The sequence below is a fragment of the Streptomyces sp. NPDC041108 genome (genome assembly GCF_055592645.1).
The window spans coordinates 177,012-190,072 of record NZ_JBVIYK010000015.1; the positions used below are offsets into that span (position 1 = coordinate 177,012).

A 13,061-nucleotide genomic window follows, 5' to 3' on the forward strand; every position below is an offset into this window, starting at 1 on the left:
GACTGCCGCGCCCTCGTGGTCGACGTTGGTCGTTAGCGGCCGTCGTTGGTCCCCCTCGGACGGCCCGGTGACGGCCCAACTGCGGTGCTCAACAGACTTATAGATCACGCTATGCACCTAGTCTGAGCTGCTCGAAAGCTGCGCCGCACGCTGAGCCCCACAGTCTCCTCCCGGCTAGAGGAGACCACAACTTCTGGACTCAACCTGCAGTCAGGCGCGCATGGGCACAGCGTCTGGCCACTGCTGGGTACACCTCGTTGTCAGCGCTCACCGCTAGATTCTCAGTCACCAGCGTTGCTGGTGTTGTCGAGCCGCGACACTGCAAGCTTCGACGGCAACCGTCTAGGCCCGCTAGCTCAGGTTGTAGCCCTAGGAGAAGGAGCTTGTCTGTGATCTGGGAATACGACTCAGCAATGAATCTAGGGCGAGTCAAACTCTTGAGCGATGACGGTCGATGTGTACACGTCGAGTTCGTGAACGGAAACACGGCAGTCTTCCTCTCTGAAGAGCCAGCGGAATTTCCAGCCGGAACCATAGTCCTCGTCACTGACGGCACCATCGAAGCAACCTCCACCGAAAAATGGCCAAAGGAAAAGCCATGGGTGGGCGTAGTCAAGTTGATCCAGAAGGAAGAGGTTGTAGTAGAAATCGGCAGCAGCTTGCATATGATGCCCCTACCAAAAGGAGTGGAGCTGGAAGTAGGTAATACCGTTGAAGGGACCGGACAAGAAAACATTATCCGAGTCATCTCCCATCACCCAATCCGCTACATCGATCAACCGGACGTCGATGATGCGGTAATCAATAGCTTCAAGGAGGGTCCGAGTAGCGACCACTCCTTCGAAGACTTCGCAGGATCTCCAAGGATCGTGACTAGGGCAAAAGAGTTGATTGAAACTCCGCTCGAGCATCACGAGAAGCTGATGAAGATTGGCGCGAGACCCATCAAAGGCGTCCTGTTTACCGGAGGACCTGGAACCGGAAAAACGCTTCTCGCCAGAATCATTGCAAGTAGATCGAAGGCTACTTTCTATCAAATCAGTGGCCCACAGATCATGAACAAATGGCTGGGACAGAGCGAGGAGCTGATCAGGAAAATTTTCGAGGACGCCGCTCGACAAGAAAAGGCGATCATCTTCTTCGATGAAATTGACAGTTTGGCCACTCAAAGATCCGATGAATCTCACGAGGCCTCAAGAAGGATCGTCGGACAGCTTTTGGCATCGATGGACGGTTTCAAGAAAGACGAAAATGTTGTCGTCATTGCCACGACAAACAGGCCCCAGGATATCGACTCAGCCCTAAGGCGACCAGGACGTTTTGACTGGGAGATTCACTTTCCGTTGCCGAACGAAGAAGACAGGGAGGCAATCCTGCAGAGGACGCAACCTAAAGGAGTCGACAAGGGGCTACCCCACGCTGAAATCGCCGCAGAGACCGAAGGGTGGTCACCGGCCGAACTAGTAGCGATTTGGAGCGAGGCGGCTTTGTTCGCCGTTACGGATGACAGAGATATGATTCTCACTGAGGACTATCGTGGAGGTTTTCAACAAGTCGCGAAGCAGAGAGCGCGTAAGCAGGAAGAGCGAGCAATGAGCGAGAAGGGAACTAACTGATGTGGAAGCGATTGAGGTCGTGGTGGCGACGAGTCAGAAATAAAGTACAGCGAGAGGAGAACCCTCTTAGAGAGTTCATGTATCTGGATGAAGTGAGCGTTACGAGCCTCCTCTCATCACGCCAGGGTGCCATCCCTTCGGAGATCACCGACACCATGTCATCTACTACGCGCACGGAGGCGACAAGAGGCGTCGAGTCCGACCTTAAGGTAGTCAAGGTTACTGGGGGTTCACTTCTTGAGACCTCGCACACCAGCGATCGTCAAGTGCTGAGGAAAGCGACGATTCAGGCAACCTTCAGGGACTTGTATCGCAGCGAGCAAGGGAAGCTGGCACTATCACCAATCTCTACTGCGAAGGAATATCCGCCCCAAGGCCAGGTCCTCAGCTTCCTCCGCTACCCGGAGCGGAATAGCGAATCTCCATGGTTCATAGGCCCAGAACACTTGCGCCGCGGAGACCTGATTGAAGTTGAGGTCGAACTCCAGGCAGACCCAATTTTTCGTGTCAGTGCATTCTTTTCAAGCTTTCTCGACATGATTACGGACAGTGAGGAACTAGCAGGGCAAGTAGACCAAACTCAAGCGGCCAAGGTGCGGGAGTTCAATACAATTCTCGAAAGGCTCAGAGTGGGCCTGATTCCAATCCGATGTCGATTGATTGACTATCGAGCAGTACCCACCGCAGCAGGTGAATACCTGATTCATCAAAGGGCTCTAGCAGCTATTCCAGCGACGGAGAGGCCTAGCTCTTACCCAGCCTACCTTGTAGGCGTTACCGAGCAAGACCTGTACTGGAAGGACACTCGGCGTATCCTCTTTTCTAATGCAGAAGTCAGGATTCTATGTCGACTCAATAAGGTTGGACTGCAGCAATCCTGGAACGCTGTAAAACTCGCCGATATGGTCGGTTCTCTGCTGCCTGAGTTCTCTGAAATGATGAACAGTTTCGGCACTGACGCATTGCAAGCGATGATGAGCAACCCGCAAGGGTCCGGCGAAATGGCACAAGACGGCGAGGTTCTTGCTGTATTCGCCGAGCTGATAGCAGGTCGAGGCGAAGTTCAATTGGATGAAGCCGCGATGAGCGAAGTACGCAGAATCGCAAGAGAAAATTCACATCTATTGTCTAGCGATTTGCCTGAAGAAAGATCCGCCTTCGGAAGAATTGCGGACTATATGGCGTCTCGACATGGTTTGACTCTGGAAGCAGAAGAAGCTGCAAGACTGCGGTCACAAGCACGAAGTCGAGTGGGATTGAGGCGCGGTCTCGCTTTGCAGCCCTCAGGCACGACACCCTCATCAACTACTGAGACAGCTAGGTTCCTCGATTCCGAGGTCATCGCTATCTACTGGTGATGCAAGCGGATCGGACATAAGTACGCGCTGCGCCTCAAGCAGAGCGGAAGATTATTGCATCGACTTTTGCCGCAGTCGTTCGGTGCTATCGCTTCCGCTCGGCAGTGTCTGCCACAAGTCGACTGGTGAACCCGGCGTCACACAGGCGCTCGTAAGCTGCGGCCACGTCCTCGGGTACGCGCTGCTCGATCATGAACCCTTGCTGCGGGTAGATCATGAGCCGCTGCTGGGCACCGGCCAACATGTCGATGACCAGGTGTGCGTCTCCGATCGAGTCGACGTAGTCAGCCAGGGTCATAGGTGTGGACGCGCTGACCCACTCGACTTCGGGCCACAGTTTGCGGGCGGTCGCGTAGGCCCGTCGTTCCTCGTACGGCTTGCTGACCAGTAGGACGGAGGACACGACGGCCCCGCGCTCTTCGAGGAGTGCACGGGAGAAGCGGATGTTCTCTCCTGTGTTCCGGGCCCACGGCTCAACGAGGATCGCCTCAGCCGGCACCCCCAGTTCCATCGCCCGCTCGCGGTAGTGCTCAGCCTCCCCGCGCGGCATGCGGTCGCGTGTGGTGCGGCTGGTCGCTCCTGTGAAGAGGACGATCGGCGCCATGCCCCGGTGAAAGAGATCTGCGGTGGCGTCGGCCACCCCGAGGTCATGGCTGCCGAGTCCGACGGCGACCGAGCACGGGCGCGGCTCATGGCCCATCTGCTGGAAGTCCCAGAGCCGCTGAGCGTCCGCCCATGCCTGAGCCGAGATCACTTGCTCTCGCCCTCCGTTGCTGCCGAGTCGGGGACCTTGAAGTCGTACGACCACGCGAAGCGCGATGCCGCGTGGACTCCGACGGCGAACTCTACGACCGTGCCGTCCGCCGTGTACGTGGTGCGGTGCAGTTCTACCACCCACTCCCCCGGCGAGAGCTGGAGTAGCTGAGCCTCTTCGGCGGTAGGCACGCGCGCGAACAGTTCCTCGCGCATGTGGTCGATCTCGTACCCGGCGTCATAGAGGACACGGAAGCCACCGCCACGACCGGCCGGGCCCGGGGCCGGGTCGACGATGCGCGTGCCTTCCACGTGCTCGGGGCGGTAGTAGCTGGTCAGAGTGTGGGTGGGTTGGGTGCCTTCCTTCACGAGCCGGGCGCGCGCGTAGACGTCCGCACCCTCGGGGAGCCCGTGGGCTTCGGCCACGGACGCCGGCGCCTTCACTCGGCTGACGCTCTGGGTCTGCTCGTTCCGGCTGTAGGTGCGACCGGACGCCACGCGGTCCGCGATGAACGCGACCTCGTCGCCGTCCCGCCACTTCGCCTTGTCATACCGGGCGATACCGAGACGCTTGAGCGGAGACTTCGGGCGCACGACGGTGCCGTGACCGCGAGTCATGGTCACCAGGCCCTCGGCTTCAAGCGCCTTGTACGCCCGGTGGACCGTCTCCTTTGAACCTTCGCCCGCCTCCACAAGCTCCCGGATCTGCGGAAGCTGCTGGCCAGGCTCGTAGTCGCCGTTCCTGATCTGCTGGCCGAAGCGGTCGGCCAGGTCCCGCCACTTCGGGGCTTTCGGTGCCACGCAGCACTCCTCTCGACACATCCCAGTGAAGCACACAGTCCTAGGACTGTTGACAGTCCTAGGACTGCGGTGCATTCTCATCTCAGGCCGCTCGCAGTCCTAGGACAGCGGGTCGGAGAGGTCTTCTTTGGGCTGTCTCCATGGCTTGTCGGTTTGGGATAGCTCGTGCAGTTGGGGCCCTGAGCTGGTCGTTCTTTGAGAACTCAACAGGGAGTCAAGTTCGACGGGGCTGAGTCCCCGTCCCCGTGACGGCCGGGTGAGGACCGTCGACGGCCGCTCGCGGTCGTTCTGCTGGCGCCGAGCAGTGCGAATAGGGCGCCCCGACACCTTCGAGGCTCGGGACCGGACGGCCGTGGCAACGGCGCCGGTGAAGTCCTCGGACTCCCTTCGTCTCCGATCGGAGGTCCCCATGACCCGTCGAAGACCTTTGGGGCCGTCCCGCTGGACCGGCGCGACGGCATCCCCAACGCGTCACCCGACCACTTCCGCCGCGCGGTGAATGCGGCGGCCGGTTGCCTGCCTCGCCCGTCCGGGCCCGCGTGCCGCGCGGGGCTCATACGGGCGAGGTCGAGGGGAGCCGGATGTTCCGACTTCAACGGCGCGCGGCCCCGGTGCTGGAACACCGGGACCGCTGTTCGGGCCGCTCAACTCTGTGAGAGGAACACGACCCAATGAGTCCCATCGTCACTGTTCAGGACGTTGTTACCGCGTTCGCCGACTGGATCGAGCCGACGGATGCCGAGCTGGACGCGATCGAGCAGGAGTCCCCGCTGATCCTGGCGGAGGTCGACCTGTTGGACGCGCAGATCATCACTCTCGACCACGCCCCGAACGAGCTGGACGCCCGCCGCGTCCGCCGGGCCCGGAATAAGGTGCTGGCCGCCCGCCGGGACCTGCTCAACCGCACCGCCAACAGCACGGCGGGCGGTGCCGCGTGAACGCCACCGACCAGAACCTGACCGCCGCACACGCCGAGGTCAAGGCGGAGATCGCGCGGACGGACACGAAGACCGGTCTGCTGCTGGCATTCATCGGCGCGGTGCTGGCCGGTGCGTGGACGGTCGCCAAGGACACCCCGCTGAACCTGCCGGCGTACATCGTGGGCGGGGCCGGGATGGTGGTGCTGGCCGTAGCGGCTGGTCTGCTGCTGCGGGCGGTGCGGCCGAACCTCAAGGGCCGGCATGGTTTCCCGCTGTGGGCGACGCTCACCGCCGACGAGATCACCGCCACCCTCGCGCAGGTCGACCGCAGCGCGGACCTCGCGGGCCTGTCCCGGCTCGCGGTCGTCAAGTTCACCGGCCTGCGCCGGGCCATCGACCTCACGTGTGCCGGCGGGGCGTTGCTCGCCCTCGCGGTGCTGGTCGCTGTGGTGGGCGGTGCGGCATGAGCAGGGGCAAGGCCGTGCGGTCCGCTGTTGGGAACGCCAGGACGGTGCTTCCGGCCGTGGCGATGACGGCGGTGTCCATGGTGCTCACCCTGGCCGTGGTCGTGCTGTGGCTGGGCACGGCGATGCCGTGGCAGGTCGCCGTGGTCGTCGGGTTGGGCATCGACGGGGGATGGCTGGCCACCCTCGCCTACGACCGCCGCCTCGCCGCGCAGGGCGATCACAACTGGTGGGTGACCGGAATCGGCTGGGGCTTCGGCGCCGTCGCGACCGGGGTCCTGGTCGCCCACGCACTGACGACCGAAGCGTCCCCCGGCGCGTGGCTGGCCGTTGCCTGGCTGCCGCTGGCGGCCAAGGCGCTATGGCTTGTCCACAGCCTGTGGGAGCGCACCGCCCTCACCCCCGCCGCCCTCGACGCGATCCAGGGAATACAGCAAGAGGCCCGCGACGAGGCGGCCGTTGCCCGTGCCCGACTGCGGGCGGAAGCGGCGACCGAGGAGACCCGGCTGACGGCCGTGACGCAGGCCGGGGCACGCGTCGCACGCGTCCAGTCCAAGACCGCCGCGACCCTCGCCGACGCCTGGTCGACGCTGGAGAAGGCACGGACGGGTGAGGACACGGGCAGGGCGCTGACCAGCGTGACGAGTCGCGTCACACCCGACGTCACACCCCGGTGGGAACTGCCCGTGTGGGGCCCGATGGAGCCGGTGTCCTCGCTCGCGCTGGAGACCGGGCCTGCGCTCACCGATGACGCGCTTGACGTGCTGGTCGACGAGATCCGTCACAGCCAGACGCCCCCGCTGTCCTACCGCGAGATGGCTGTCCGTTTCCGCGCAAACCACTCCGCCTCCGAAGTCCGCCTGCGGGCCGCCTGGAAGCGGGTCGCCTGACAGGCCCCGCCCGCACCCGCGCACATCCCCTCAATCCCTCCTGCCTGAGGAAGGTCAAAGACTCATGGGCAACTCCGACATCCGCCGCCTTGACCGCGAGATCGAGCGGACCGCGAAGAAGCTGGAAGCGGTCCGCCGGGGCGAGTGGTGGCCGCTGACCAGCCGTGAACGTCTCTCGATGACCCGCGCCATGGCGAACGGCGCGCGCAGCGTCCACAAGGGCCGCAGCACGACCGGCGCCGAGAACCGCATGGACTCCATCGGCTCTGCCGCCGAGACGCGGCTGAACGCGGAGCTGATGGCCCTGCACGGGGAGCGTCAGCGGCTGATCACCGAGGCCGCCCGCGCCAAGGCCGCCAAGAAGGCTTCCCGCTGGTTCTGACCAGCCGTACCGGGGTGGCCACCACCTGCCACGGACACGGCCACCCCGGCCTGTCTCCCTCAACTCCCGCCCTTGAAGGGGCAGTCAGGAGCACTCCCAGCATGTCTGAGAACGTCGTCAACCTCCGCAAGACCACCGACCTCCCGACCGACGACGGGACGGCGCCGACCGTGCTCACCGTCGTCCCCGACGCCCCGCCGGCGCGGCCGGTGCCGCTGTGGGTGCGCTCCGGTCGCGCGGTGAAGCAGGTGGCCACCGATGAGCGCACGAAGAACACTGGCCGTGTGGTCGTCCGCCATGGCGCCTATGTCGTGGGCGGGGCCCGGATCGTGGCCCGTCGCACGTGGGACGGCCGTACCGGGTCCCGCTACGAGCGCATGATGCGCACGGCGGAAGCGGCGGGGAACCTGGAAGCGGCGGAGGAGTGGGAGGAGCGCCTGCAGCGCTTCCGCGCCGCCCGCCACCACCGCCGCATGGACCTGCTGCACTCCCCGGTGGAGGCCGCCAAGGGACTCGCCGTCGGCACCGGCATGAGCATCGGTGTTCTGGTCGGTCTCGGGGTCGTGATGGCCATCAACAACGGCGACATCGGGGACGTCATCACCCCGCTGTCGGCCACCATCGACTTCATCGCCCTGCTGATCCGGATCGTTCAGATCGTGTGGGGCCCGGCGCTCACCATCGGCCCCTTCCTGGCCCTGCTCGCGCTGTGGGCGGTCGGCAGCAAGCAGCAAGCCGCACCCCAGTGGGCGCTTCCCGCGAACGTGCGGTCGGGCGAGGGTGAGCCGATCACCCCGTCCATCGTGGTCAAGGCACTGCGCGACCTCGGAGTCCCCGCGCTGCGCAAGGGCATCAAGGACATGGGCGACGCCGGCGCCTCCATGCTCGGTCCGATCCGCATCGCCGGATGCGGCATCGAGGTCGACGTCACCCTTCCCTCGGGAGTCTCGACGAACGAGGTGCAGCAGCGTCGCCGCAAGCTGGCGGAGAACCTGACCCGGCACGAGCACGAAGTGTTCATCACCATCCCCGAGGCCGCCCGCACGGTCCGGCTGTGGGTGGCCGACTCCGGGGCGCTGGATGAGCCGATCGGCCCGTCCCCGCTGGTCACCGACGAGACGATGACCGCCGACTACGCCAAGGGCAAGGCCCCGTGGGGGCAGGACCTGCGCGGAGACGCCGCCGCACTCAGCCTCTACCAGCGCCACCTCCTCATCACCGGTCTGTCGAACCAGGGCAAGACCGTCGCCCTGCGCTCCCTCGCACTGTGGGTCGCGCTCGACAAGTCGGTGCAGTTCCTCATGGGCGACCTCAAAGGCGTGGGCGACTGGGCCATGTTCGACGGCCTCGCCAACACCCTCATCCAAGGCCCCACCGATGAGCACGTGATCGAGGTGACCGAGATGGTGGAGGGCGCGGTGGAGGAGATGAACCGCCGTCTCCAGGCCCCGCCCGGCACCGTGTTCCCGCCGCTGATCGTGATCGTGGACGAGGCGCAGGTGGCGTTCATGTGCCCGGCCGTGGACGAGGACAAGCGCCCCTATGGCGGCGCCAAGGCCAAGTCCCGGTACTTCACCGCCGCCCGCAAGCTCCACAACCAGGGCCGCGCGGTGAACGTGCTGCTGTGGCAGGGCACCCAGGACCCCACCGACCAGAACCTTCCCAAGCTGGTCCGCGAGGGCGCCCACACCCGCGCCTCCCTCGCACTGGGCACCGAGTCACAGGCCCGCATGGCGCTCGGGGACAAGGCCGTCGACGGCGGGGCCGCGCCGAACCTGCTTCGTCCGGGCCTGGACCAGGGGACGCTGGTCGTCGCCTCCTCCGGGATCGACATCCCCAAGGGGCAGTCGTCCATCACGGTGCGCACGCACTACATCGACGACGACGCGGCCAAGGCCATCACCGCCCGCGCCAAGGCACTCCGGGACGGCGTCACCACCCTGCACGCCATCGACCGCGGCGAGGACCGCGACCCCCTCGCCGACATCGCCACCGTCGTCGGCGACGCCTCCCGCGTCCTGACTCAGGACGTCCTCAAGCGCCTCGCCGCCCTCAACGCGGACGCCTACGGCAAGTGGTCGTTCATCGACCTCAAGCGCGTGCTCGACGGCACCGGCGCGGAGCCGTACAAGTCCGACGGCCGCATGGTCATCGGCCGCGACCGCCTCACCCGCGCCCTCGCCAATCAGGGCGACGAGGATTCCGCTTCCGCCGCCTGAAGGCAGGGAGCGCACCCCTCGCGGGTCAGGGAGGCAGGGAGAACTCCCTGAACCCCTCCCTGACCCGCCTCCCTGCGCCTGACCTGCACAAATGATCAGTCAGGGAGGCAGGGAGGACCCCAGGTCAGCACCCCTGAAACCCCCTCCACACGCCCCCGGCAAGGGGGTGTGCCTGCCTCCCTGGTCTACCGCCGGAAGGGATTCCGCATGTACCCCGAGAACGGCCACCACCCGCCCACCGGGCGGGCCGTGGAAGTCCACCATCCCACGCCCATCACCCCCGCCGCGCCGTACCCGGCGCCGCTCGCGCCCGCCCAGCCGGGCACCGTCCCGGCGGTCGCGTCCGTCGTCCTCCCCGACGGGCGGGTCGTTACCGGCTACGCCATCGACCACGCCCGCCCGCAGCCCGTGGCCGCCAAACCGGCCGTCTCCCGCGCGGCCGTGAACATCGCACTCGGGGGCATCGGGTTCGCCGCCGTGTGCGGCGGACTGCTGATGCTCACCGCGTTCATCACCGCGCTGACCGCGTTCGTCACCCAGCTCATCACCCTCGCCGCCGTCCTCTTCGGCGGGTACGTCGCCGTCCAGATCTTCAAGCCCAGCGAGGCCAAGAGCGGGACCACCTTCCACATCCGCAAGGCCGTCATCAAGCGCAACCACTTCCACGGCTGACAAGGAGCCCTACGTGTTCGAGATCCGGGTCATCTGCGACCCCGCCGACACCGACCGCGTCACCACCGCATTGACCACCACGTTCGCCACCGGCGACGTGCGCCGGTACCCGACCCGCGACGGCAAGCGCACCCGCCTCTACCTCACCGCCGACCACCGCCCCGACCCCGAGGACTGGCCCACCCCCGAGCAGGCGTACGCGGGCGCCCCGAGCATCAACAGCGAGATCGGATGGATCTCCCACACCCTCGCCGACGCCAAGTGCTACACCGAGCTGGATCGCGAGTTCTACCTGCGCAAAGCCGCTCTACTCGACCGCATCGCCCTGTTCGACGACCCCGGGTCCGACCACGTCGTCGGCGACACCGCCGAGACCGCGCACGCGGCGGCCGTGTTCCTGCTCGACAGCGACCGGCCCGGTCTGATCTGCGACCCGCGCGCCTACGTCCGCCAGCAGTACGCCGCCGCCCTCGCCGGCCAGTAGCTACGCCAAGGGCGGCCCCCCACTCTCGCCAAAGAAGCGGGGCCGCCCTTGCCAGCCAGTCACCATCAAGGAACTGGAGATCCCCCAGCATGACGCAACCGACCCCCCTCCGGCGAGCCCTCACCCTCGCCGCGCACGGCGTGCCCGTGCTGCCCCTGCGAGCCGGGAAGGTGCCGTTCGGCAACTGCCCCGACTGCGTCGACAACACGTGCGGCGGGCGCCCGAACATGAAGAACCCCGGCCCCTGCGCCTGCCCCCGCCCGTGCCACGGCTGGGCCGCCGGCACTACCGACCCTCAGGTCCTCAACTCGCCCGCCTGGGCGTCCGTGTGGCGCCAGGCCGCCGCCGTCGCCTACCACCCCGGCGGCGCCGGGGTGACCGTGGTCGACCTCGACAACCCCGCCGCCGTCGACTGGGCCCGCACCACCCTGCCCACCACCCTCACCGTGCCGACCACGCGCGGAGAGCACTGGATCTACCAGGGCGCCATGCGGTCCGTGAACGGCGTCCGCGCCGGTGTCGACATCAAGTCCACGATGTCCTACGCCCGTTGGCTCGGTCCCGTCATCGGCGCCACGGCCGCTCTTCCGGACGCTGTGCGCGCGCTGGCCGTAAAGGAGCCGTCCCCGCCCCGCAGGACGCCAGAGGCGCTCACTTCGCCTCTGAGGGGCGGACGGGGGCAGTGCCCCCACCGCACTCCCACCTATCTGGACCGTGGCATCGCCATGGCCGTACAACGCATCACCGAAGCCTCCAGCGCGGTGCACGCCACCGTCTACCGGACGTTCCTCGCCGTGCTGTCCGCCCACGGCCGGTGCGGCTGCCTCACCGACACCCACGTCACGCGACTGTTCACCGCCGCTCAGGCCAAGGGCGAAACGCTGCGGCACTGCACCGACGCGTGGACCAACGCCGCGACCCGGTTGGGGCTGTGACCATGTCCGAAGACGAGAAGACACCGGCCCGCGAGGTCATCACCGCCTACGCGCAGGCGCACTTTCGCTACTTCCGCACCGTCGAGGGGACCGTGTACGCGCAGCGCAACGGCCACCCCGTGGCCCGCCCGATCCGCTCCCAGGGCACGACCGGAAGTCACCGCCAGGAACTCATGGTCGGACTGTTCCTCGACGGACTCGGCGTGTTCAACGGCACCGCCCTCAAGGAGGCGTTGGACTTGATCGAAGCACTCGCACTGACCGAGGACGTCCAGCCCACCCACATCCGCGTGGCCCCCGGGTTCAACGGCGCCACGTGGCTCGACCTGGGCCGCGACGACGGCAAGTCCGTCCGCATCCACCCCACCGGATGGGACATCCTCACCCCCGACCCCCGCGAAGTCTGCTGGCGCCGCACCCAGCTCACCGGCGAACTCCCCCTGCCCGCCAACGACACCAACGGCAAGGGCATCGACCTCCTTCTCAGGCTCTGCAACTTCGCCAACGCCGAGAGCGAGTGCCTGGCCCTCGCCTGGCTGATCGGCTGCCTGGAACCGTCCGTGCCCGTCCCCGCCCCGTTCCTCACCGGGCCCCAAGGAGCGGGCAAGTCCACCGGCGGCCGGATGCTCGTACGGATCATCGAGGGCATGAGCGGCGACCTGCGCAGGGCGCCCAAGGATGAAGAGAACATGATCACGGCCGTCGCCGCCGGATGGGTCACCGCCCTGGACAACCTCTCCCACCTGCCCCCGGACCTGTCCGACCTCATGTGCTGCATCGTCACCGGCGCTGAGAGCATCAAACGCGCGCTGTTCACCGACGGCGACGTCGTCCGCTCCCGCTACCGGCGCCCCATGCTCCTGACCGGCATCGACGTCGGCGTCATCCGCCCCGACCTCGCCGAACGCCTCCTCCCCCTCCGTCTCGTCAGGCCCCGGGTACGGCGCACCGAGGCGGAACTGTGGGCGGAGTACGCCGAGGTACTGCCCATCGTCCTCGGCTCGCTCCTGGACCTCACGGTCAAGGTCCGCGCCGTGCAGGCCGAGACACCCACCGACCTGCGCATGGCCGACTTCGCGCACCTGTGCGCGCAGCTCGACGCGGCGACCGGTCTCGGAGCGCTCACCGCCTACCGGGCCAGCCTGGACGACCTCAACGACGACGTCATCGAGGGTGACCTGTTGGCGCAGACCGTGCTCCGGCACGCCGCCGAACTCGAACCGGGCGCAGCGCAGCAGATGACCTCAACCGAGTGGCTGCACTGCCTCACCCGCCTCTACAGCGGCGAAGACTGCCGCCCCCTGCCCAAGGGCTGGCCCACCACCGGCAAAGTCCTCTCCGACCGCCTCAAGCGCCTACAGCCCACCCTCGCCGCCCGTGGCGTCCTCATCGACTCCGGCCGCACCAGGGAAGGCCGCTACATCGAGATGACCCGCGTACCCGCCCTGACCTTGCACGAGCAGCAGACGTTCTACTGACCTTTTCGGGTTGCCTTCGGGTGGTGACGTTGGGTGATCCCTGCGGTATGCCGGTGTTATGCGGTACGCGGATGGTGGGGGCCTGACTG

General features: G+C 66.2%; 13 protein-coding genes. 11 read left to right on the forward strand and 2 right to left on the reverse strand.

The annotated features are described in order from the left end of the window. Positions 1-389: 389 nt before the first annotated feature. Both ACZ6BB_RS33210 and ACZ6BB_RS33215 read left to right on the forward strand, forming a co-directional pair. On the forward strand, positions 390-1,616 hold the full coding sequence (locus ACZ6BB_RS33210) for an ATP-binding protein (RefSeq protein ID WP_471618818.1): 1,227 nt from the start codon (positions 390-392) through the stop codon (positions 1,614-1,616). Between the two features lie 77 nt (positions 1,617-1,693). Continuing rightward, positions 1,694-2,974 carry a DUF6414 family protein gene (locus ACZ6BB_RS33215; protein WP_471618819.1) on the forward strand — a complete coding sequence of 427 codons (1,281 nt, stop codon included), beginning with the start codon at positions 1,694-1,696 and terminating at the stop codon, positions 2,972-2,974. An 85-nt stretch (positions 2,975-3,059) separates the two neighbouring features. Here the strand turns inward: ACZ6BB_RS33215 and ACZ6BB_RS33220 are convergent, their stop codons facing one another. Beyond that, positions 3,060-3,728: a YdcF family protein gene (locus ACZ6BB_RS33220; protein WP_471618820.1), complete on the reverse strand. Its 669-nt coding sequence runs from the start codon at positions 3,726-3,728 to the stop codon at positions 3,060-3,062. Further along, positions 3,725-4,549 (reverse strand): GntR family transcriptional regulator, encoded by an 825-nt coding sequence (locus ACZ6BB_RS33225; protein ID WP_471618821.1) that lies wholly within the window; start codon positions 4,547-4,549, stop codon positions 3,725-3,727. The genes ACZ6BB_RS33220 and ACZ6BB_RS33225 overlap by 4 nt, the downstream gene beginning before the upstream one ends. Positions 4,550-5,199: 650 nt before the next feature. Between ACZ6BB_RS33225 and ACZ6BB_RS33230 the strand changes: the two genes are divergently transcribed. The 9 genes from ACZ6BB_RS33230 to ACZ6BB_RS33270 all read left to right on the forward strand — a co-directional run bounded on the left by ACZ6BB_RS33230 (position 5,200) and on the right by ACZ6BB_RS33270 (position 12,972). After that, on the forward strand, positions 5,200-5,466 hold the full coding sequence (locus ACZ6BB_RS33230) for a DUF6284 family protein (protein WP_471618822.1): 267 nt from the start codon (positions 5,200-5,202) through the stop codon (positions 5,464-5,466). Beyond that, a complete protein-coding gene (locus tag ACZ6BB_RS33235) occupies positions 5,463-5,915 on the forward strand; it encodes a Pycsar system effector family protein (protein ID WP_471618823.1) in 453 nt (150 codons plus the stop codon). Before ACZ6BB_RS33230 ends, ACZ6BB_RS33235 begins: the two co-directional genes overlap by 4 nt. Further along, entirely contained in the window at positions 5,912-6,802 is an 891-nt protein-coding gene (locus ACZ6BB_RS33240; RefSeq protein ID WP_471618824.1) for a protein spdB, read from the forward strand. Before ACZ6BB_RS33235 ends, ACZ6BB_RS33240 begins: the two co-directional genes overlap by 4 nt. Before the next feature lie 64 nt (positions 6,803-6,866). After that, complete coding sequence (locus tag ACZ6BB_RS33245) at positions 6,867-7,184, forward strand: hypothetical protein (protein WP_471618825.1); 318 nt, start codon at positions 6,867-6,869, stop codon at positions 7,182-7,184. 101 nt (positions 7,185-7,285) lie between these two features. After that, positions 7,286-9,403 carry an FtsK/SpoIIIE domain-containing protein gene (locus tag ACZ6BB_RS33250; protein ID WP_471618826.1) on the forward strand — a complete coding sequence of 706 codons (2,118 nt, stop codon included), beginning with the start codon at positions 7,286-7,288 and terminating at the stop codon, positions 9,401-9,403. Between the two features lie 207 nt (positions 9,404-9,610). Beyond that, the gene (locus ACZ6BB_RS33255; RefSeq protein ID WP_471618827.1) at positions 9,611-10,075 is read left to right on the forward strand and encodes a hypothetical protein; all 465 of its coding nucleotides are present in this window, start codon (positions 9,611-9,613) and stop codon (positions 10,073-10,075) included. A gap of 13 nt (positions 10,076-10,088) precedes the next feature. Beyond that, the gene (locus tag ACZ6BB_RS33260; RefSeq protein ID WP_471618828.1) at positions 10,089-10,559 is read left to right on the forward strand and encodes a hypothetical protein; all 471 of its coding nucleotides are present in this window, start codon (positions 10,089-10,091) and stop codon (positions 10,557-10,559) included. A gap of 89 nt (positions 10,560-10,648) precedes the next feature. Beyond that, positions 10,649-11,494 (forward strand): bifunctional DNA primase/polymerase, encoded by an 846-nt coding sequence (locus ACZ6BB_RS33265; protein WP_471618829.1) that lies wholly within the window; start codon positions 10,649-10,651, stop codon positions 11,492-11,494. Positions 11,495-11,496: 2 nt separating this feature from the next. After that, on the forward strand, positions 11,497-12,972 hold the full coding sequence (locus ACZ6BB_RS33270) for an ATP-binding protein (protein ID WP_471618830.1): 1,476 nt from the start codon (positions 11,497-11,499) through the stop codon (positions 12,970-12,972). The last annotated feature ends 89 nt before the right edge of the window (positions 12,973-13,061 follow it).

Bases quoted from the DNA above. Each gene is read 5' to 3' on its own strand.
- ACZ6BB_RS33215 (WP_471618819.1), top strand. From the start codon at position 1,694: ATGTATCTGGATGAAGTGAGCGTTACGAGCCTCCTCTCATCACGCCAG.
- ACZ6BB_RS33225 (WP_471618821.1), bottom strand. From the start codon at position 4,549: ATGTGTCGAGAGGAGTGCTGCGTGGCACCGAAAGCCCCGAAGTGGCGG.
- ACZ6BB_RS33230 (WP_471618822.1), top strand. From the start codon at position 5,200: ATGAGTCCCATCGTCACTGTTCAGGACGTTGTTACCGCGTTCGCCGAC.
- ACZ6BB_RS33240 (WP_471618824.1), top strand. From the start codon at position 5,912: ATGAGCAGGGGCAAGGCCGTGCGGTCCGCTGTTGGGAACGCCAGGACG.
- ACZ6BB_RS33245 (WP_471618825.1), top strand. From the start codon at position 6,867: ATGGGCAACTCCGACATCCGCCGCCTTGACCGCGAGATCGAGCGGACC.
- ACZ6BB_RS33250 (WP_471618826.1), top strand. From the start codon at position 7,286: ATGTCTGAGAACGTCGTCAACCTCCGCAAGACCACCGACCTCCCGACC.
- ACZ6BB_RS33255 (WP_471618827.1), top strand. From the start codon at position 9,611: ATGTACCCCGAGAACGGCCACCACCCGCCCACCGGGCGGGCCGTGGAA.
- ACZ6BB_RS33265 (WP_471618829.1), top strand. From the start codon at position 10,649: ATGACGCAACCGACCCCCCTCCGGCGAGCCCTCACCCTCGCCGCGCAC.
- ACZ6BB_RS33270 (WP_471618830.1), top strand. From the start codon at position 11,497: ATGTCCGAAGACGAGAAGACACCGGCCCGCGAGGTCATCACCGCCTAC.